Genomic DNA, 19,792 nt, shown 5'->3' on the forward strand with positions numbered 1-19,792 from the left:
CGCCGTGGGGCGGGAGGGGGGACGGGCCGGTGCTGAGCGGGGCGGCGGGGGTCAGCGGCAGTTGTCCGCGGCTTCGATCGTGCGGGCCGCCCGGCCGAGCGCTTCCCGCAGGGCGTCCGGGTCGGTCACCGGGTCGGTCTCGCCGTCCGGGGGGAGCAGCCAGCCCGTGCCCGCGACCGGCGGGTCGGGGACGACGGGGCCCGCGGGTCCCGGCTCCGGGTCCGCGTACACACTCATGCCGCGCCCGAACGTCTGCGTACACGCGCTGCCCGGCAGGTCCCAGCCGTCGGCGGTGCCGGGCGGCACGAGGAAGCCGAGGGTGTCGCAGCCCCCGTCGTGCAGGACGGGCCCGATCGTGTCGGCCGCGCCACGGCGCAGGATGTCGACCGCTTCGAGGCCCTGTCTGGCCGGGACGGTGACCAGGTCGCAGCACTCGTCGTCGCAGGGCTCCGCGCCGGGCGGCGGGGCGCTGCCCTCCGGCGTGGGCCAGTGCCGCGCCGTGGTGTGGGAGTCGTTGTTCTCCGTGCCGATCTCCAACAAGGAAACCCCTCCTCGCCCGTGCGGCAGCCGCCCTGCTCCCGCTCGTCATGGTTCAACGCGGCGAGACGTCAACAGGCACTGCGGCGCGCCGCCGCAAAGGATGGCAGTTCATGGCGGATCGCGGGTGAGATATCCGTTTTGTAGCCAAACCCTGCGTGGCGTACCCGTCACAGCGGGTACGTTCGTGCTCCGCCGGAACAGGGGCAGGCCCGCGAGATCCCGTGCGCGGGCGCGGCGTGCCAGTGCGCGAGCGCGTACGGTCCGGCACGATCCGCACGAGAGGGTCCGGCCATGCCGTCGTCACCGATGACATCGTCAACTCGGTCCAAACGACCGAACCTTGCCTTCCGGCAGCTCCGCGGACAGCGCTCGCCCGGCGAGTTCGCCGCGGCGGTCCGGCGGGCCGCCCGCGAGATCGGCGAGCGGGTCAGCTGCGACGCGCGCTACGTGGGGCGTGTGGAGGCGGGCGAGATCCGCTGCCCCAACTACGCCTACGAACGCGTGTTCCTGCACATGTTCCCCGGCCGGACCCTCGCGGACCTCGGGTTCGCCCCCCGCGCGCTGGTGCGCGGCAGGGGGGCGCGCGAGCGAACCGAGCCGGAGGCCCAGCAGACCCCGTACGCGGTCCAGACACACGAGGAGAGCGACGTGCGGCGTCGCGCGTTCATGACCGGCTCGACGGCCACCGTGGCCGCGGCCCTGGGGCCCATCGGCCTCGCACTCGGCGACCCCGCGGAAGCGGCCGCCCCGCACGGCAGACGGATCGGCGACACGGAGGTCCACGCGATCGAGGAGGCCGTGCGCAGGATCAGGCTGCTCGACGACCGGCACGGCGCCGACGGGCTCTACCGCCGCGCCGCCGCCCCCCTGCGCGCCGCCTACGCCCTGCTCGACGCGGGGACCACGGTCCGCCGGTCCACTTCGGACCGGCTGCACGCGGGCGCCGGTGAGCTGGCGATCTCCGTCGGCTGGCTGGCGCACGACTCGGGCCGCTTCGACGACGCCCGCTCGCACTACGCCGAGGCCCTGGCGACCGCCCGCGTCTACGGCGACGCCGCCCTGGAGGCGCACGCCTTCTGCAACACGGCGTTCCTGGCGCGCGACGCCGGGCGCCCGAGGGAGGCGGTGCGGGCGGCGCAGGCGGCCACCCGCGCCGCCCGGCACCTCGGCTCGCACCGGCTCAGCTCCCTCATCGCGCTGCGCGAGGCGGGCGGCTGGGCGGGGCTCGGCGACCGCGCGGGCTGCGAGCAGGCGCTGTCCCGCGCCCACGCCCTCTTCGACCGGGGCGCCGGGGACGACGATCCGGAGTGGATGAGCTTCTTCGGCCCGGCCGAGCTGGCCGGCCTGGAGGCGCAGTGCTGGTCGGCGCTCGGCGACTGGGGGCGGGCCACGGGACACGCCCGGCTCGCCGCGTCCGTGGCGGCCGCGCAGACCCCGCAGTTCGCCCGGAACATCGCGCTCTACACCGCGGAGCTCGCCGACGACCTGGCCCGCTCGGGCCGCCCCGACGAGGCGGCCGACGCGGGGCTGCGGGTCCTCGCGCTCCTCGGCGAGGTGCAGTCCTCACGCATCCACTCGATGCTCGCCACGACGGCACGGCTGCTCCTGCCGCACCGCAGCGCCACCGGGGTGGGCGAGTTCCTGGAGAAGCACGCGGCCCTGCCGCGCACGGGATGACCCCGCTACGCGAGGTGGCCCGTCTCGTTCCACGCCTCGATGGCGGGCTCTCCGTAAGCCCAGCCCAGGACCGAGAGGGACGTCGGGTTGAGGCGGATACGGGCGGCGAACTCGATGCCCAGGCCGAGCCAGCGCGCGCCGATGACCCGCAGGATGTGCCCGTGCGCGAAGACCAGCACGTCGCGGTCGGCGCTCCTGGCCCACTCCACGACCTCGTCCGCGCGCGCGGCGACCTCCGCCAGCGTCTCGCCCTCGGGCACGCCGTCGCGCCAGATGAACCAGCCGGGGCGGACCGCCTGGATGTCGGCTGGGGTCATCCCGTCGTACGCGCCGTAGTCGAACTCCATGAGCGCGTCCCAGGTGGTGGCACGGTCGCCGAAGCCCGCGATCTCGCAGGTCTCCCGCGCGCGGGACAGCGGACTCGTGCGCACCTCGACATCCGGGAGGCCGTCGTAGGGCGCGCGGTGCAGCCGCTCACCGAGGAGCTTCGCGCCGCGCCGGCCCTCTTCGAGGAGGGGGATGTCGGTCCTGCCGGTGTGCTTCCCGGACAGCGACCACTCCGTCTGTCCGTGCCGGGCCAGCAGGATGCGGGGTGCCATGGGGATCTCTCCAAGTCGTACACATGCCGTTCCGGACACGAACGCCGGTGACACTTTTGATGCTTTTTCGGGACAGGGGGCGACTGGCCCCCTCCATCATCACCCACCCGTGACAGCGCACCGGCCCCGCCTGGCAACCCGGTCACCGATCTCTGCGTCTAAGACGACCGGGGGATGCCTCGACCACCCTGGCGTGCGCCGTAAAGTGAGGCCGCGGTATACGCCGCATGAACAGAGACGATGGGGGACCCACCGGATGCCGAAGACCGACGTGCCGGGCACCACGGGCATAACCGGGCACCGGCTCCGCTGGTGGACCGAGCTGCCGCTGATCGTGCTGGTGTACGCCGCGTACTCCGCCGGCCGGCTGATCGTGCGGGGCGACGTCGCCGGCGCGATCGACCACGGCGTGGGGATCCTCAAGGCCGAGCAGTTCCTGCGTCTCAACGCCGAGAGCCCGCTGAACCGCCTGTTCACCGCCAACGCCTGGATCGGTGTCCCCGCGGACTTCTGGTACGCCTCGCTGCACTACCTCGTCACGCCCGCCGTGCTCGTCTGGCTGTTCCGCAGCCACGCGGTCCGCTACCGGGCCGCACGCGCGTGGCTGATGATCTCCACCATGATCGGCCTGATCGGCTTCACGCTCCTGCCGACCTGTCCGCCCCGGCTCCTGAGCAAGGGGTACGGCTTCGTCGACACCATGGCGCAGTACAGCGACTTCGGCTGGTGGGGCGGCGAGGCGAGCGCGCCGCGCGGGCTCGGCGGGATGACCAACCAGTACGCGGCGATGCCGAGCCTGCACGTCGGGTGGGCGCTGTGGTGCGGTGTGATGCTGTGGCGGTGCGGGCGTGCCCCGCTCACCAAGGTGGCCGCCGTCGGCTACCCGCTGATCACCACGATCGTGGTCATGGGCACCGCGAACCACTACTTCTTCGACGCGCTCGCGGGCGCCGCCGTGATGGGTGTCGGCCTGCTCCTCGTGCGGCCCGTGCAGCGGCTCACCGAGCCCGTGATGGACCGCCTGCGGGCGCGTTTCCTGCGCAGTCCCGAGACCTCATCCGCCACAGAGTCCTCGATTGTCGGTGCCGGATGCCAGACTTCGACAGGTGAGCGAATTCCCCGACAGCGCAAGCAGAGTGCCCCCCAGGGCGCCGAGTCGAGTGCCCGCCCAGCCGAGGCAGGACGACCGGCCGACGTCTCGGGGGACGGCGCTCCGGCACCAGCTCACTGAGTTGCGCGGCGCCGACCTGCCCCCGCGTCCCCTGGACGCCCGGGCGCTGGCCGCCCTCGCGGCCAACCCTGGGTGCAGACGCCGCGCGCTGCTCGACGGCGCGGGCGTGGACAAGACGGCGCTCGCGGAGTCCCTTGGCTCCCCCTCCGGCTTCGGGCAGTCCCAGTTCGCGTTCATGCGAGGCAACGCCTTCGAGGCGAAGGTCAAGGCCGACGGCGGCGCCGAGCTGCTGCGCCTGACGCACGGCACGCTGGGCGGCGGTCCCGAACCCGTGCCGGGCGAGGCCGCCGTGCCCGACCTGTCGGCGGCGGGCCCCGAGGGGCGTGCCGCGCGGACCGCGCTCGCGCTCCGGGAAGCCACCGGGTCGGGCGGCTGGACGCTCCTGGACCACCCGATGCTGGCGCTGGACGTCGCGGGCACGCCCGCGTTCCTGGAGCCGGACGCGGTGGTGGTCCATCCGGACGGCGGCTGGACCGTCGTCGAGATCAAGTCCTTCCCGATGATCGACGGCTCGGCGGACGCGGCGAAGGTCGGCGGGGCGGCACGCCAGTCCGCGGTGTACGCACTGGCCCTTGAGCAGGTCGCCGCGCGCATGGACCCGACGCCCCCGGTCCGCAACCACGTGCTCCTCGTCTGCCCGAAGGACTTCTCCAACCTGCCGACCGCGTCCGCGGTCGACGTCCGCAAGCAGCTGTCGGTGACCCGCCGCCAGCTGGCCCGCCTCACCCGCGTCGAGGACATCGCGGCGGAGCTCCCGGAGGGCACCACGTTCGACGTGCGGCGCCCCGCGGCGGAGCTGTCGGCGGCGGTCGAGTCGGTTCCCGCGACGTACGCCCCCGAATGCCTGGCCGCCTGCGAGCTGGCCTTCCACTGCCGGGCGCGGGCCCGCCAGGAGGGCGAGGTGACGTCCCTGGGCCGCGCGATCCGCGGCGAGCTCGGCGGGCTGACGTCCATCGGCGACGTCCTGGCGGCCGCCCGCGGCGAGACGGGCGACCCGGACGACCCGGCGGTGGCCACGCTGCGCAGAGCGGCGGGGCTGCGGCGTGAGGCGCTCGCGGGCGTCGGCTCCCCGGGCAGTGGGGCGACCCTGCACGACGCACTGGCGGAAGAGGGGCAACCGTGTCGCTGATCGACAACCTCGCCCGGCTGGAGGCGGTCACCACCGGCCGCGCCCAACCGCGCGCGACCGTGCGGCACCGGCACATCTCGCAGCGCCCCCTGGTGCTCGTCCCCCTCACCACCGCCGGTGAGGCGGGCGCGCCGCTCGGCGCGCTCGTCGGGACGGAGCGGACCTCCCCGCGGCTCCTCGTCGTGCCCCAGCCCCGCGACCGCGACCTGCGCTTCGCGTTCCTCGCGCAGCTCGCCGAGATCGTCCTGCCGTACGTGGAGGCGTACGGCGAGGACGTCGAGGCCGCCGAGCGCAACGAGACCGACCCGGAGACGGGCAAGCGCGTCAAGGTCGAGGTCGAGCTGTGCGCGGACGCCCCGCAACTGATCGTGCCGAGCCGCGCGGGCATCGACTTCGTCCGGCTCCTCGGCCGCTCCACGCGTTTCCGCCGCACCGCGGAGCAGGACCCCGAGGCGCCGTATCCCGCGCCGCCCCGCGTCCCCCTCCTCGGCCGCTGGCTGACGCACTTCGGCGAGCGCGCCCGCGTTCCCGGGTCTTGCCTGCTCACCGCCATGACCGAGCTGCTGTCCCGGCACTGGGCGACGGGCCAGTCCAGTCTGGAGGACCAGCACCTGGGCGCCCTGCTCGCCTGGATCGAGGCGCCCGAGGGCACGTCCGGCGCCGAGGCCGCGCTCCGCGCCGAGCTGGCCCGCGACGCGGCCGGGCAGCTCCTGTGCCCGCCCGCGGGCCCGGCCACGGACCCGGCGTTCGACAACGACCTGCTGGCCCCCGCCATGGAGCGGTACGACCGCGCGCGCAGCGCCCTCGCGGCCGCCGAGGACGGCGTCGAGGCCGACGAGCGGCTGGCGCGCCTGACCGCCGCCGAGCGGGAGATCCACGCCCTGATCGAGAGCAGGACCCGCCCCACCTGGGACGCGGTGTGGCGCGGCCTCGACGCCCTGTGCACGCTCCCCGAGGCGCCGCACGCCGCGGACCGGTGGACCCGCGACCGCTGGTCGTTCACCGCCCACCGCGACCGCATCACGGCCGGCGAGCCCCCGCAGCCGCGCGTCGACGACGCGGTCACCGCGGCCAACAAGCTGGCCACGCGCGAGCGCGAGCAGGCCCGTCTCGACGCCCAGGAGGCCCTGGACGACCCCCTGGTGATGGCGGGCCGCCGCCTCGCGGGAGAGGCCTTCGTCGGCGAGGTGACGGAGGTCGTCATGGCGTACAGCGAGGCGAAGAGCCCGCGGCCGCGCCCGCTCGTCACCGTCCGCACGGACGACCGCCCGCACCTCGGCGAGCGCACGAAGGTGTACCGCGCGCTGGGCGGGAAGCCGCAGACAGCGGAGTTCGTGGCGTACGACGGCGAGAGCGAGGACAGCGGCAGCGGCAGCGGCAAGGACACCGTCGTGCTGCGGATCACCGACAAGATGGGCCGCGGCAAGGAGCCCGAGCCGGGGTCCGTGCCCGGCAAGGGCGACCGGATCTGCTGGACGCTCTTCGAGCACGAGCAGCGCGGCGGCCCGAAGCTGCCCGATCCGGAGGAGACGCCGTGGACGCACGGCGGGCCGCCGTCGGCCGCCGCGGAGAGCCCCGACCCCGTGACCGCGGAGGACACCCTGTGATGCCGCTCGCCCCGCCCGCGGGCGCCTCCTTCGACCCCGGCGCCGAGGCCGCGCGCGCCACGGAGGCGATCCTCCACGACACGCTGCACGGCACGCACCGCGGCGTCGTGGTCGACTCGCCGCCCGGCGCGGGCAAGTCGACGCTCGTCGTCCGCGCGGCCCGTGAGCTGGCCGCGGCGGGCCACCCGCTGATGGTCATCGCGCAGACGAACGCGCAGGTCGACGACCTCGTCCTGCGGCTCGCCGAGAAGGACCCCGAGCTGCCGGTGGGCCGCCTGCACAGCAGCGACCCCGACCCCTACGACAAGGCGCTCGACGCCCTCGCGAACGTCCGCACGTCGACGAAGGCGGGTGACCTCGCCGGTCTGGACGTCGTCATCTCCACGGCCGCGAAGTGGGCGCACGTCAAGGTCGACCAGCTCGACGGGCCGTGGGGGCACGCGATCGTCGACGAGGCGTACCAGATGCGGTCGGACGCGCTGCTCGCCGTGGCAGGGCTGTTCGAACGGGCGCTGTTCGTGGGCGACCCGGGGCAGTTGGACCCGTTCTCGATCGTCGGCGCGGAGCAATGGGCGGGGCTCTCGTACGATCCGTCGGCCTCGGCGGTGGCGACGCTCCTCGCCCACAACCCCGACCTGCCGCAGCACCGCCTGCCGGTGTCCTGGCGGCTGCCTGCGTCGGCGGCGCCGCTGGTCTCCGACGCGTTCTACCCGTACACGCCGTTCCGCAGCGGCACGGGTCCGGGGGACCGCTCGCTGGGCTTCGCGGTCGCGTCGGACGGTTCGGGCCCCGACCGGGTGATCGACGAGGCGGCGGAGTCCGGCTGGGGCCTGCTCGAACTCCCGGCGCGCAACACGCCGCGCACGGATCCGGAGGCGGTACGGGCGCTGGCCCAGGTCGTCCGCCGCCTCCTGGACCGCGGCGGGGCGGCGACGTCGGAGCGCGACCCCGACCCCACCCCTCTCACCGCGGACCGGATCGCGGTCGGCACGGCCCACCGGGACCAGGCGGCGGCGGTCCGCGCGGCGTTGGCGGACCTGGGGGTCCTGGACGTCACCGTGGACACGGCGAACCGTTTGCAGGGCCGCGAGTACGACGTCACAGTCGTCCTCCACCCGCTCTCGGGCCGCCCCGACGCGACGGCGTTCCACCTGGAGACGGGCCGCCTCTGCGTCCTGACGTCCCGGCACCGGCACGCGTGCATCGTGGTCTGCCGCGCGGGCGTCACGACCCTCCTGGACGACCACCCGTCGACGGAACCGGTCCAACTGGGCGTCACGGTGAAATTCCCCGACGGCTGGGAAGCGAACCACGCGGTCCTGTCCCGCCTGGCGGAACACCGGGTGGCCTGGCGGCCTGCGTAGGACTCCGTCTGCGGCTGGTAGGCGGCTGAGCGCGCAGTTCCCCGCGCCCCTGAAGGGGCGCCCCCGGCACCCCCATAGCGGCGCGGGCCCACAAGAGTCTTTAGGGGCGCGGGGAACTGCGCGACCAGCCACGTACCAGCCGCGGACGCATCTGCCGAGACCCCCGCAGACGCGGCCGCGGCTCTTCGCGGGCTGAGCGCGCAGTTCCCCGCGCCCCTGACGGGGCGCCGCCACGTACCAGCCGCGGACGCATCCACGGAGAGCCCCCGTCGCCCCCTTGTGCGGCAAGGGACAATGGGAGACGGCCGACGTACGAGGAGGAACAGATATGGCGGAGCCCGAGCGGCCCCGGACCGAACAGCGCATGCGCCCCGCGCCCCTGCTCTTCGAACCCGCGGAGGCCGGCGCCGACCCGGAGCACTTCTTCGACCTGGAGTCGATAGAGGACCCGCGAGAGCTGCTCGACCGCGCCACCGAGCTGACACACGCGTTCCGCGCCGCCACGGACCGGTCCGTCGAGTTCCAGGCCATCGCGGCCGCCCAGCTCGCCGACCCACGCCGCTTCGACCGGCTCACCCCCGCACTGATCGCGGAGCGCGCGGAGTGGACCGAGGACTACGCGAAGAAGATGGTCGAGTTCGGCCGGGGTCTGCTGCGGGGCGGCGCCGAGCACCCGTAGCGCCTCGTGGGCCGCTTCAGGACTCCATAAGCGGAGGGGGCATCTGGCATATGCCGAGGGGCAAGGTACCCCACCTTGACCCCCGACGTCCCCGTTTCCGGTAACCCCCGGAAATGGAACCCTCACTACCGGTAAACGTACCTGCCATGAGCAGTACATGCAGTACGTCCCTCCACACCGTCCCGTCCCGCGCCAACGGCGCCCCGTCCCCCACCGGGCCCGCCCACGACTCCTGCGACGACGTCACCGTCGAGGGCGCCGCCTGGCTCGCCTCCGCGGAAACGTATCCGCGCAGCGCACTCACCCACTGGCGCAGCCGACCCGACGCCCCGGCCGTCCTCCCCTGCGGCACCGTCTTCGACGTGGTCAGCGTCCCCGCCGTCTTCGGGCGGCGGATGCTCGACCGGTTATGGGAGGAGGGGCCGGGATCGGGCCCCGTCGCCGCGCACCGAGGCCGCGTCCTGCTCTTCGCCGCCCCCGGCACCGCACAGCGCCTGCCCGCCCTGCTGGAGTGGGAGGAGTGGGGCGGGGGCGCGGAGGCTCCTCCGGTGCTCTGTCACGGCACGGGCGACGCGGTGACCGTGCCGCCGCTCGCCGCCCCCGGACCCGGCGGCAGGCTGGAATCCCGGTGGCTCGTCGCCCCCGGCACCCGGCACCCCTGGCTCCCGGGGCCCGAGGTCGTCCTCTGGGCCTGCGTCCGCGCGGCCCGCTCCGCGGCATCGTCCGCCGTGCGCATATCGATTTTTCCTGGCGGCGATCAGAGTGCTAAGGTCTACGACGTCAGCAGGCGCCGCTAGCTCAGTTGGTTAGAGCAGCTGACTCTTAATCAGCGGGTCCGGGGTTCGAGTCCCTGGCGGCGCACAGACGGTGAGAAGCCCCTCGCGGAAGCGAGGGGCTTCTTGCGTATACGGGGACCACCCTCAGCCCGTCGTCACCTGCACCGTCCACGCCCCCGATGCCGTCCGCCCCGCCACCTCCACCCGCACGTCGTGGTCCGGCACCGTGAAGCTCTCCCCCGCCCGCACCGGCGCGTCCGCCAGCTGCGGGTAGACCGAGTCGCCCCAGCAGGCCTCGGTCTCCGGGTGGGCGTCGACGACCTCGACGGGGCCGCCGCCCGACGCCGTCCCGTTCCGCACCTCGTAGACGAGGACGCCCTCCGTGCACGTCGCACGGTCGTTGCCCACGGAGCCACGGGCCTCCAGGGCGAGCACGGTGTCCCGGCCCGTGCGGACCACGGCGAGCCGGGTGCCGCCGAGGGCCCCCGGCGCGAGGGGGGCGGCCAGCGGCTCCAGGGTGAGCCGCTCCGTCCCCGCGCCCACGCACCGCACCTGCCGCGGCTCCAGCCAGCCCAGCTTCCACTTGTGCCAGCCGAAGAGATCGGGGGCGAGCCCGAACTGGCTGCCCATGACGTCCCAGTCGCCGACGTGGGTGTCCCAGTCGCCCTTGCCGTCGGTGGGACGGTGGTAGAGGTCGGGCAGGTCGAAGACGTGGCCCGTCTCGTGGGCCAGGACGTTGCGGTCCGGCGGATGCCGCTCGAAGACGGTGACGATGCGCCGGATGTCCGTGCCGTCGGCCCGCATCGGCCGGTCGAAGTTGACCACCTTCGTGGCGTCCGAGTCGACGCCGGGCGCGTCCGGGTCGGCGACGAAGTACACGACGTCGTAGCGCGAGAAGTCCACGTGCGGATCGGCCGCGGCGACCGCTTCGCGCAGGTAGGCGGCGCGGCGCTTGGGGTTCCAGTCGCGCCGTATGGCGTACGAGAGGGAGTCGTGCGGCATCTCGACCCACTGGCGGTGCGGGTGGGGGCGCAGCGCGAACCTGCCGTACGAGGCGCGCTCGAAGAAGTCGCTGGTGGCGGGGAAGTGGTCGGCGGTCAGTTCGTCGGGGGTCGTCCGCGGCGGGGAGTCGGGGAAGGAGAGGAACACCAGCACCGCGTTCAGGGTCCTGGCCGGGCGCGGGTAGGCGGTGTTCCAGGTGTCGAGGCCCTCGGAGTGGTGTGCGGTGGTGCGGCGCAGGGCGCACGGTCCCGCCGTGGGCTCGGCGATCGCGGGTCCCGCGACCAGGGACGTGGCGGCCAGGGCGGTCAGCGAGGTGAGGAGGGCGGCGGTGCTGCGCAGGCGGGAGTTCTCCCCTCCACGGGTGAGTCCCCAAGGGGGGAGCTGACGCGGCACGTCGACCTCCGGGTGCGGAATGCGGGACACCCCACCCACCTTGTGATGGTCTGTTGAAGTTCGCCCTGTTTGTCTGGCCCTTCCGAGTGAGGACGGGACAAGGGCGCGACACCCCGACCGCTCACGGAACGTCACAAGCGGTCGGGTCGCAACGGAACCAGTTCAGGGCCGAGCAGAAACGATCTGCCGCGGGCGGTGCGCTCCGCCCGGACCGGTGATACGGCTGGAACGGGCCTCTGGCCAGCCTCTATGATCGGCACACTTTCCTGCGCGGGCCCGGTCCCCCCACTGCCGCCCGCCACCTGCCCGCCGCCCGACGAGACCTGTTCGGCCACAACTGCACTGCGGGAGCAAGCGGTGAACGGAACGTCCGAAGGGCCCGCCTCCACGGTCACAGCGCCCGACCGAACCCGTACCGACGTCACGGAGCGTCGCCGGACCGACGCGCCCGACCCCCGCGACGCGTCCGACTACCGCGGCGCCTTCGCGGCCGCGCCCCTGGCCCTCGCGGTCGTCGACGCCGAGGGCCTCGTCATCAGCGCCAACGACGCACTGGCCGCCCTGTTCGGCGCGGCCCCCGGCGCGCTCACCGGGAGCGTCGCCGCCGACCTGATCGACCTGGCGTCCGACGCCCGCACCTGGCACGCGTACCGCGAGGTGCTGCGCGGCCGGCAGGCCAAACTGCGCTGCACGCGGCGCCTGAAGCACCCCGACGGGCACTCCCTGTGGGTGCAGATCACGGTCTCGCCGATGCCGGAGCCCGCCGACCGGGGCACGGGCGGAGCCGTCCTGCTCGCGGCGTCCGACATCAGCGCGCGCCGCGAACTGCAGGCGCGACTGCGCCACGTGCAGATGCACGACCCGGTGACGCGGCTGCCCAACCGGAACCTGTTCTTCGAGCGCCTCGCGACGGCGCTGGAGGCGGGGACGTACGACGACACGAGCACCGGCCGTATCGGACTCTGCTACCTCGACCTCGACGGGTTCAAGGCGGTCAACGACACCCTCGGCCACCGGGTCGGCGACCGGCTGCTCGCCGCCGTCGCCGAGCGGCTCACGCGCTGCGCGGACCGGGCCGGGTACGGCAGGGCGTCGGCGCCGCTGGTCGCGCGGCTCGGCGGCGACGAGTTCGCGCTGCTCGTCGAGGACTCGACCGGCACGGACCAGCTGGCCGAGCTCGCCGAGACGACGCTGAAGGCGGTGCAGGAACCGTTCGACCTGTCCGGGCAGCGGCTCTCCGTCTCCGCGTCCATCGGTGTCGTGGAGCGGCGCGCCGCGGGCACCACGACGACGGGCCTGATGCAGGCCGCCGACACGACGCTGTACTGGGCGAAGACCGACGGCAAGGCCCGCTGGACGCTGTTCGACCCCGAGCGCAACGCCCACCGGATGACCCGGCAGGCCCTGTCCAGCTCACTGCGGCCCGCGGTCGAACGCGGCGAGTTCGTCCTGGAGTACCAGCCGCTGGTGGGGCTCGACGACGAGGGACTGCACGGCGTCGAGGCGCTCGTCCGGTGGCAGCACCCGCAGTTCGGTCTCCTGACGCCGAATCGGTTCATCGGACTGGCCGAGGAGGACGGTTCGATCGTGCAGCTGGGCCGCTGGGTGCTGCGGAGCTCCTGCCTCCAGGCCCGCCGCTGGCAGTTGGAGCACCCCGAGCGGGAACCGGTGTTCGTCAGCGTCAATGTGGCGGTGCGCCAGGTCTGGGACTCGGACCTGGTCGCGGACGTCGCGGAGATCCTCGCCGAGACCGGCCTCCCGGCCAGCCTCCTGCAGCTGGAGCTCACCGAGTCGGCCGTGATGGGCTCGGCGGGCCGCCCGCTCCAGGCGCTGCAGGCACTCAGCGACATGGGCGTGCGGATCGCCATCGACGACTTCGGCACCGGCTACTCGAACCTCGCCTACCTCAGCCGCCTCCCCGTCTCCGTCCTCAAGCTGGACGGTTCCTTCGTACGGGGGTTCCAGTACGAGGAGGGCGAGGAGCGCACCAACCACGCCGACGAGGTCATCGTCGAGGCGATGGTCCAGCTCGCCCACCGGCTCGGCCTCACGGTGACGGCCGAGTGCGTCGAGACGGCCGCCCAGGCGACCCGGCTGCGCCGCATCGGCTGCGACACGGGCCAGGGCTGGCTCTACTCCCGCCCGGTCGCGCCGGATCGTATCTCCCTCCTCCTGGAGGGGGCGGCCTGACCGCGGAGGAGGCGCCTGAGCTGCGCCGCTACGCCTCCGGCAGTCCGTAGGCGCTCGCGATCAGGTCGTAGCTGCGCAGGCGCGCCTCGCCGCTGTGGGCGTTGGCCGTGAGCATGAGTTCGTCGGCGCCCGTGCGCTTGGCGAGGTCGTCCAGGCCCGTGCGGACCTGGTCGGGGGTGCCGTGGATGACATTGGAGTTCCAGGACGTGATGAAGTCCCGCTCCATCTCCGTGAACCGGTGCGCCTCCGCCTCCTCGGGGGTGGGCACCAGGCCGGGGCGGCCGGTGCGCAGGCGGACCATGTTCAGGGCGGCGGCCATGACCTGGCGGCGGGCCTCGTTCTCGTCGTCGGTGGCGAGGGCCGAGACGCCGATGACCGCGTACGGGGCGTCGAGGAGCGCGGAGGGCTTGAACGACTCGCGGTAGAGGTCGAGCGCCGGGATCGTGTTCTGCGCGGAGAAGTGGTGCGCGAAGGCGAACGGCAGGCCGAGGGCGCCGGCGAGGCGGGCGCTGAAGCCGGAGGAGCCGAGCAGCCAGACCGGCGGTCGGTGCGGGGACTGGACGCCGCCGGGCGAGGTCGCCTGGACGGGGCCGGGGACGGCGTGGATGCGGCGGTAGGGGTGGCCGTCGGGGAAGTCGTCGTCCAGGAAGCGGACGAGCTCGGCGAGTTGCTGCGGGAAGTCGTCGGCGCCCTCGTTGAGCCGGTCGGTGCGGCGCAGGGCGGCGGCGGTCGCGCCGTCCGTGCCGGGGGCACGGCCGAGGCCGAGGTCGACGCGGCCCGGGGCCATCGCCTCCAGGGTGCCGAACTGTTCGGCGATGACGAGCGGCGCGTGGTTGGGCAGCATGACGCCGCCGGAGCCGAGCCGGATGCGGCCGGTGTGGGCGGCGAGGTGGGCGAGGATCACGGCCGGGGACGACGAGGCGACGCCCGGCATGGAGTGGTGCTCGGCGACCCAGTAGCGGTGGTACCCGCGGGCCTCGGCCAGCTTGGCGATGTCGACGCTGGTGCGCAGCGCGTCGGTGGCGGTGCGCCCCGCGCCGACGGTGACGAGGTCGAGCACGGACAGGGGCACGGGCGCGGTGCCGTGCCGCTCGCCGCGGATGCCGTCGTCGGTCGGGTCCACTGTCACTGGGGTCCTCCTGCACTGCGTACGTTTCGGCTGCTCGCGTAGCGCGCGTAGCTACGGCAGACCAGAACAGGAGGGTCACTCCGTTTTATTCCCCCCGCCGTTTTCCCGCCCGGCCACGCCCCTCCCCGGCTACCGTGCTGGCCATGGCTGATCCCCTGAAGACCCTCGTCGACGGAGTCGAGGTCGAGGTGCCGAACACCCTCCCCGACATCCGCGCCGCCCTGCCCGCGCACCGGCGCACGGAGTTCGACCGGGCCATCAACGCGGCGGGCGTCGACGAGATCCACGCGGTGATGCGGCACTGGATGCTGGAGGCCGTGCCCGACCCCGACGCCGAGGCCCGCCTCGCCCGACTCGCCTCGGACGAGGCCGAACGGCGGTCCACGTCGTGAGCCCCCGCCACCGCAAGGTCCACCGCGTCACCTACGCGCCGCCCGCCGACGACACCCTCGCCAAGATGGGTGACGCCGACGCGTTCCGCGCCGCCCTGTCCCGCACCATCGGCCGCGATCCGTACGGCCACGGCTCCACACCCGTACGGGACGACCCCGACCGCAGGGAGGCCACGGTCGACGGCGCCATCGTCCTCTACTACGTCTCCGGATCGGTCCAGACGTTAACGGTGGTGCGCCTGATCCTCAGCCCGTGACTCCCAGCCCGTGACTCCTCAGCCCGTGACCGGCGCCTGGACCAGCGGCTCCTTCGTGAACAGGGCACCGAGCGCCGGCGCGTTCACCCTGCGCTCGGCCAGCCGCAGCGCCTCCCATACGGTGACCTGGTTCGCCGTCAGGACCGGCTTGCCGACCGCCGCCTCCAGGTCGCGGACGTACGCCGCCGTGTGCAGCGCCGTGTCCGGCAGGAGCAGCGCATCGGCGTCCGGGTGGTCGCCCGCGCGGGCCAGCGCGAACACCTCGTCGCGCCCCCACGTGCCGACCTCCGCCGCCGTGATGATGCCGCTTCCCCTGGCCGCCACGACCTCCACGCCGCCGTCCTTCAGGAAGGCGGAGAAGTGCCCGGCCACGTCCTCCGGATACGTCGCCGCGACCGCGACCCGCGTGGCGCTCACCTCGCGGGCGGCGTGGGCGAAGGCGAACGACGTCGACGAAGCGGGCAGCCCGGCCGCCATGGCCAGCTTGCGGACCTGGTCGTGCGCGCCCTCCCAGCCGAAGACGAAGCTGCCGCTGGTGCACGCCCACACCACCGCCTCCGCGCCGGCGAGCCGCAGCTCCTCGACGCCCGCGGCGAGCCGTTCGGCCGAGCCCATCTCGAGCAGCGCGTCGACGCGGTGCGCGTCCTCGCCGATGTCCGTGTGGACGACCTGCAGCCGGATGTCGCTGCCGAGCATCTGCTCCATGCGGGGGTAGTCGTCCTCGGCCGAGTTCCCCGGGTAGAGAAATCCGAGTGCCGTCACGTCCAGCCTCCTCCTTCTGCGGGTGGTACTTCGGGCAGGCCCTGGGGCGGAGCCGGCGGGTTCAGCGGACTCGCGCCCGGCCTCGCCGTCGGATCGATCAGTGCCTGATAGGGCCCTACCGCACGGGTACCCAGCCGACGCAGTGCGGACCACATCGTCACCTGGTTCGCCGAGATCACCGGCATCCGCAGTTCCGCTTCCAGTTGCGGGATGACGTCGTACGTGGGGAGGTTGGTGCAGCTGATGAAGAGGCAGTCCACGCCCCCGTCGCTGCCGAGGACCGCACGGCGCGCCATGTCGGCGACGTCCCGGTAGGGAACCTTCCAGATGTGCCGGGTGAGACCGAGGTAGGCGCGGCCCGTGACGGACGCGCCCGCCTCCGCCAGATACTCCTCCAGGGACTGCGTGACCGACCACGTGTACGGCGTGACGAGCGCGATGCGCCGGGCGCCCAGTTCGTCGAGGGCTTCCAGGAGTGCGCCGGACGTGGTCACCGAGGCGACCGCGCCCTCGCGGGTCATGGCCTCGCACATCGCGCGTTCACCCGGCGTGCCGCCGACGAAGCTGCCCGACGTACAGGCGTACGCGAGGACTTCGGGCTCGGCGGCGGTCAGTGCGCGGACCGCCTCGGCGAGGGTCTCGTGCTCGCTGACCAGGCGGGCGAGGTCGAGGCTGACCTCCACGGGCACGTACGGCGTCCGGGTCAGATGGAGGGAGACCTCGTCCGGGATCCAGCGCCACAGTTCGCGGTCGAGGACGAAGTCGAAAGGGGCGACCACACCTACACCGCGTTGTGGGTGTGGTCCGCCGAGGAAAGAGACGTCCATGAGCAGTCCCCAAGGTCGTGCGTGTGTTCAGGGACCGGCCGGGGGCCGGGGACGAGCGATGCCGGCGACGCGCCGGGACGGCGGGACGGGGATGGCTGCGCGGGCGTACCACACAGCGTGTGCGATCGGCTGCACGGAGAGTACTGGTTCCTGGACAGCCGGTACAGCAGTGCCTCTGTTGACGAAGGTAGGTTCGGGTGCGAGCGTGGTCAATCCGCACATCTCAGACGGTTGAGCCGTCTTGTCGACGCGGCGCGACCGTACCTCTGAACAGGGAAGCGGAATCTCATTGCGAAACGGTGTCCCGTCGGTTTCCGAAACGACCGTCCTCGTCCTTGACGCCGCGCCACCGACCCCGCCGCCGCGCCTCGGCAGCCTGGCCGGGCAGGCCCGGATCCTGCACGCCGACGAGTCCACGCTGGCCGACCAACTCCCCCTTGCGGACGCCCTGTTGGTGTGGGACTTCACCTCGGACGCGGTACGCCGCGCCTGGCCCGGTGAGGGTCCGCGGCCCCGCTGGGTGCACACCGCGAGCGCGGGCGTCGACCATCTGATGTGCCCCGAACTCGCCGCGTCCGACACCGTCGTGACGAACGCCCGCGGCGTCTTCGACCAGCCGATCGCCGAGTACGTGGCCGCGCTGGTCCTCGCCATGGCCAAGGACCTGCCGCGCACCCTGGAGCTGCAGCGCGAGCGCTCCTGGCGCCACCGCGAGACCCAGCGGATCGCGGGCACGCGCGCGTGCGTGATCGGTTCGGGACCCATCGGTCGGGCCATCGCGCGCACGCTGAAGGGGCTCGGCATCCTCACGGCCCTCGTGGGCCGCACCGCGCGGCCCGGGGTGCACGGCACGGGCGAGCTCGACCGGCTGATGGCCAGGGCCGACTGGGTGGTGTGCGCGGCGCCGCTCACGGACGACACGCGGGGCATGTTCGACGCGCGGCGGTTCGGCTTCATGCAGCCGTCGGCGCGGTTCATCAACATCGGGCGCGGGCCGCTCGTCGTCGAGGACGACCTGGTCGAGGCGTTGTCCAAGCGGTGGATCGCGGGCGCCGCCCTCGATGTGTTCGAGGACGAGCCGCTGCCCGCGGACAGCCCCCTGTGGACGGTGCCTGGCCTGCTCGTCTCCCCGCACATGAGCGGCGACACGGTCGGCTGGCGGGACGCGCTGGGCGCGCAGTTCGTCGAGCTGTTCCGGGCGTGGGCGGCGGACCGGCCGCTGACGAACGTCGTCGACAAGGAACGTGGGTATGTCCCAGGTCATTGATCGTCTCCCGGTCGATGACACCCAACCGATCACGCCCCGTCTGCTGAGGAGCCTGCATGACCGAGCTCGCGGATCTCACGGCTGTACAACTCGTCGACGGCTATCGCAAGGGCGAATTCAGTCCGGTCGACGCGACGCGGGCGGCCCTGCGCAGGGCGGAGGAGGGCCAGCCGCGGGTGAACGCCTTCGTGCGCATCATGGCGGACTCGGCGTTGGCGCAGGCCGAGGCCAGCGCGGAGCGGTGGCGGCGGGGCGCGCCGCAGGGGCTCGTGGACGGCGTCCCGGTCTCCGTGAAGGACCTGCTCCTGCTGCGCGGCGAGCCGACGCTGCGCGGGTCGCTGACCGTGCGGCCGGAGGGCAAGTGGAACGAGGACGCGCCCTCGGTGGCCCGGCTGCGCGAGCACGGCGCGGTGTTCATCGGCCGGACGACGACGCCGGAGTTCGGGTGGAAGGGCGTCACGGACGGTCCGCAGAGCGGGATCACCCGCAATCCGTACGATCCGTCCCGCGCATCGGGCGGCTCCAGCGGGGGCAGCGCGGCCGCCGTGGCGCTCGGCGCGGGGCCGCTGTCGCTCGGCACGGACGGCGGCGGCTCGGTGCGGATCCCCGCGGCGTTCTGCGGGATCTTCGCGCTGAAGCCGACGTACGGCAGGGTGCCGCTGTATCCGGCTAGCCCGTTCGGGACGCTCGCCCACGTCGGGCCGATGACCCACGACGCGGCGGACGCGGCACTGCTGATGGACGTGATCACGGGCCCCGACGACCGCGACTGGTCCCAGCTGGGGCCGGTCGAGGGCAGTTTCGGGGCGGGCCTCGGCGGAGGCGTGCGCGGCCTTCGCGTCGCCTACTCCGCGTCCCTCGGCGGGCAGGTCGCGGTGCGTCCCGCCGTCGCGGCGGCGGTGCGGCGCGCGGTGGAGTCGCTCGCGGCGCAGGGCGCGTACGTCGAGGAGGCCGACCCCGACTTCTCCGACCCGGTGGAGGCCTTCCACACCCTGTGGTTCAGCGGGGCGGCGCGCGTCGTGCAGCATCTGTCGCCCGCGCAGCGGGAGTTGCTCGACCCGGGGCTGCGGGAGGTCTGCGGGCAGGGCGCGCGGTACAGCGCGCTGGACTACCTCGCGGCCGTCGACGTCCGGATGGCACTCGGGCGCCGCATGGGCCGCTTCCACTCGACGTACGACCTGCTGGTCACGCCGACGCTGCCGATCACGGCGTTCGAGGCGGGCGTCGAGGTGCCGAAGGGGTCGGGGCACCGGCGCTGGACGGGGTGGACCCCGTTCACGTACCCGTTCAACCTCACGCAGCAGCCCGCGGCGACGGTGCCGTGCGGGGCGGATGAGGACGGGCTGCCCATCGGCGTGCAGATCGTCGCGGCGCGGCACGCGGATCGGGTGGTGCTCCGTGCTGCGCACGCGCTGTACGAGTCGGGCAGCGCCTCCCTGACACCACCCGCACTCGGTTGAACGCGCCTCAGGCGCGCTTGAAACTCAGCGTCTCGCCCTGTGCGCCCGCGCGCCACAGGTCGTTGCAGGCCTCGGCCATGCGGTCGAGGCCCTCGACGATCTGGCCCCAGACGATGCCGGGCACCCACCCCACGTCACCGTTGAGGAGCAGGTTGTTCCGTTCGTAGAAGAGGGCGAGGTCGACGACGGTGGTGCCCGCCTTCACATCGGCCTCCGCCTCGTAGCCGTACGCCTGGGTGCCCAGTTCCGTACCGGAGAAGGAGAAATAACAGAGATCTCCCGGAATGGGCGTGACGGTCGGGTTCTCCAGGGGCGGCTCGCGGTCCGCGAAAGCCGGGAAGAGGGCGTAGATCTCGTTGCGCGCGTACTTCGCGTGGTAGACGTCCGAGCCGAGCGGCAGTGCCTCCCACACCGCCGCGCAGGTCACCGGAGCCCGGTCGTCGAGCAGTTTCGCCGTGCACTGAACCCCTCGCTTGGCGAGGGAGACTTCGATGAATCGCTCTGCCATGTG

At 73.4% G+C, this 19,792-nt stretch carries 19 protein-coding genes and 1 tRNA gene; 13 read left to right on the plus strand and 7 right to left on the minus strand.

Features of this window, described 5'->3' with window-relative positions:
- Window positions 1-51: 51 nt before the first annotated feature.
- On the minus strand, window positions 52-537 hold the full coding sequence (locus DEJ49_RS12665) for a hypothetical protein (RefSeq protein ID WP_150188187.1): 486 nt from the start codon (window positions 535-537) through the stop codon (window positions 52-54).
- A 294-nt stretch (window positions 538-831) separates the two neighbouring features.
- On the opposite strand from DEJ49_RS12665, the gene DEJ49_RS12670 reads away from it, so the two are divergent.
- On the plus strand, window positions 832-2,217 hold the full coding sequence (locus DEJ49_RS12670; RefSeq protein ID WP_150184237.1) for a tetratricopeptide repeat protein: 1,386 nt from the start codon (window positions 832-834) through the stop codon (window positions 2,215-2,217).
- A 5-nt stretch (window positions 2,218-2,222) separates the two neighbouring features.
- On the opposite strand, the gene DEJ49_RS12675 is transcribed toward DEJ49_RS12670, so the two are convergent.
- Window positions 2,223-2,816, minus strand: a complete 594-nt coding sequence (locus DEJ49_RS12675) for a histidine phosphatase family protein (protein WP_150184238.1) — start codon at window positions 2,814-2,816, stop codon at window positions 2,223-2,225.
- Window positions 2,817-3,072: 256 nt separating this feature from the next.
- Between DEJ49_RS12675 and DEJ49_RS12680 the strand changes: the two genes are divergently transcribed.
- The 7 genes from DEJ49_RS12680 (at window position 3,073) to DEJ49_RS12710 (ending at window position 9,687) form a co-directional block, all read left to right on the plus strand.
- Window positions 3,073-4,047: a phosphatase PAP2 family protein gene (locus DEJ49_RS12680; RefSeq protein ID WP_150184239.1), complete on the plus strand. Its 975-nt coding sequence runs from the start codon at window positions 3,073-3,075 to the stop codon at window positions 4,045-4,047.
- Entirely contained in the window at window positions 3,977-5,176 is a 1,200-nt protein-coding gene (locus tag DEJ49_RS12685; RefSeq protein WP_150184240.1) for a hypothetical protein, read from the plus strand. The genes DEJ49_RS12680 and DEJ49_RS12685 overlap by 71 nt, the downstream gene beginning before the upstream one ends.
- Window positions 5,167-6,783 (plus strand): hypothetical protein, encoded by a 1,617-nt coding sequence (locus DEJ49_RS12690; protein ID WP_150184241.1) that lies wholly within the window; start codon window positions 5,167-5,169, stop codon window positions 6,781-6,783. The genes DEJ49_RS12685 and DEJ49_RS12690 overlap by 10 nt, the downstream gene beginning before the upstream one ends.
- Window positions 6,783-8,147 (plus strand): AAA domain-containing protein, encoded by a 1,365-nt coding sequence (locus tag DEJ49_RS12695; protein WP_150184242.1) that lies wholly within the window; start codon window positions 6,783-6,785, stop codon window positions 8,145-8,147. Before DEJ49_RS12690 ends, DEJ49_RS12695 begins: the two co-directional genes overlap by 1 nt.
- 328 nt (window positions 8,148-8,475) lie before the next feature.
- Window positions 8,476-8,826 (plus strand): hypothetical protein, encoded by a 351-nt coding sequence (locus DEJ49_RS12700; RefSeq protein WP_150184243.1) that lies wholly within the window; start codon window positions 8,476-8,478, stop codon window positions 8,824-8,826.
- Between the two features lie 146 nt (window positions 8,827-8,972).
- Window positions 8,973-9,623 carry a bifunctional DNA primase/polymerase gene (locus tag DEJ49_RS12705; RefSeq protein WP_150184244.1) on the plus strand — a complete coding sequence of 217 codons (651 nt, stop codon included), beginning with the start codon at window positions 8,973-8,975 and terminating at the stop codon, window positions 9,621-9,623.
- Window positions 9,614-9,687 (plus strand) — tRNA-Lys (locus tag DEJ49_RS12710). Before DEJ49_RS12705 ends, DEJ49_RS12710 begins: the two co-directional genes overlap by 10 nt.
- A gap of 59 nt (window positions 9,688-9,746) precedes the next feature.
- Here the strand turns inward: DEJ49_RS12710 and DEJ49_RS12715 are convergent.
- Complete coding sequence (locus DEJ49_RS12715) at window positions 9,747-11,027, minus strand: M6 family metalloprotease domain-containing protein (protein WP_150184245.1); 1,281 nt, start codon at window positions 11,025-11,027, stop codon at window positions 9,747-9,749.
- A 327-nt stretch (window positions 11,028-11,354) separates the two neighbouring features.
- Here DEJ49_RS12715 and DEJ49_RS12720 point away from each other — a divergent pair, with 327 nt between their 5' ends.
- Window positions 11,355-13,187 carry a putative bifunctional diguanylate cyclase/phosphodiesterase gene (locus DEJ49_RS12720; protein ID WP_150184246.1) on the plus strand — a complete coding sequence of 611 codons (1,833 nt, stop codon included), beginning with the start codon at window positions 11,355-11,357 and terminating at the stop codon, window positions 13,185-13,187.
- Window positions 13,188-13,215: 28 nt separating this feature from the next.
- Here DEJ49_RS12720 and DEJ49_RS12725 read toward each other — a convergent pair whose 3' ends face one another.
- A complete protein-coding gene (locus DEJ49_RS12725) occupies window positions 13,216-14,310 on the minus strand; it encodes an LLM class flavin-dependent oxidoreductase (protein ID WP_150188188.1) in 1,095 nt (364 codons plus the stop codon).
- Between the two features lie 149 nt (window positions 14,311-14,459).
- On the opposite strand from DEJ49_RS12725, the gene DEJ49_RS12730 reads away from it, so the two are divergent.
- Window positions 14,460-14,708, plus strand: coding sequence for a hypothetical protein (locus tag DEJ49_RS12730; RefSeq protein ID WP_150168248.1), 249 nt, complete (start codon window positions 14,460-14,462; stop codon window positions 14,706-14,708).
- A gap of 65 nt (window positions 14,709-14,773) precedes the next feature.
- Entirely contained in the window at window positions 14,774-14,965 is a 192-nt protein-coding gene (locus DEJ49_RS12735) for a hypothetical protein (RefSeq protein ID WP_150175616.1), read from the plus strand.
- An 18-nt stretch (window positions 14,966-14,983) separates the two neighbouring features.
- On the opposite strand, the gene DEJ49_RS12740 is transcribed toward DEJ49_RS12735, so the two are convergent.
- On the minus strand, window positions 14,984-15,727 hold the full coding sequence (locus DEJ49_RS12740) for a decarboxylase (RefSeq protein ID WP_150184247.1): 744 nt from the start codon (window positions 15,725-15,727) through the stop codon (window positions 14,984-14,986).
- Window positions 15,724-16,554, minus strand: coding sequence for a decarboxylase (locus DEJ49_RS12745; protein ID WP_150184248.1), 831 nt, complete (start codon window positions 16,552-16,554; stop codon window positions 15,724-15,726). Before DEJ49_RS12745 ends, DEJ49_RS12740 begins: the two co-directional genes overlap by 4 nt.
- A gap of 289 nt (window positions 16,555-16,843) precedes the next feature.
- Between DEJ49_RS12745 and DEJ49_RS12750 the strand changes: the two genes are divergently transcribed.
- Together DEJ49_RS12750 and DEJ49_RS12755 are read left to right on the plus strand one after the other, a co-directional pair.
- The gene (locus tag DEJ49_RS12750; protein ID WP_150184249.1) at window positions 16,844-17,821 is read left to right on the plus strand and encodes a D-2-hydroxyacid dehydrogenase; all 978 of its coding nucleotides are present in this window, start codon (window positions 16,844-16,846) and stop codon (window positions 17,819-17,821) included.
- A 56-nt stretch (window positions 17,822-17,877) separates the two neighbouring features.
- A complete protein-coding gene (locus DEJ49_RS12755) occupies window positions 17,878-19,281 on the plus strand; it encodes an amidase (RefSeq protein ID WP_150184250.1) in 1,404 nt (467 codons plus the stop codon).
- A 7-nt stretch (window positions 19,282-19,288) separates the two neighbouring features.
- On the opposite strand, the gene DEJ49_RS12760 is transcribed toward DEJ49_RS12755, so the two are convergent.
- The gene (locus DEJ49_RS12760) at window positions 19,289-19,789 is read right to left on the minus strand and encodes a DUF3830 family protein (RefSeq protein ID WP_190329335.1); all 501 of its coding nucleotides are present in this window, start codon (window positions 19,787-19,789) and stop codon (window positions 19,289-19,291) included.
- Window positions 19,790-19,792: the final 3 nt, after the last annotated feature.

The organism is Streptomyces venezuelae, assembly GCF_008642335.1.
Lineage (GTDB): Bacteria > Actinomycetota > Actinomycetes > Streptomycetales > Streptomycetaceae > Streptomyces > Streptomyces venezuelae_F.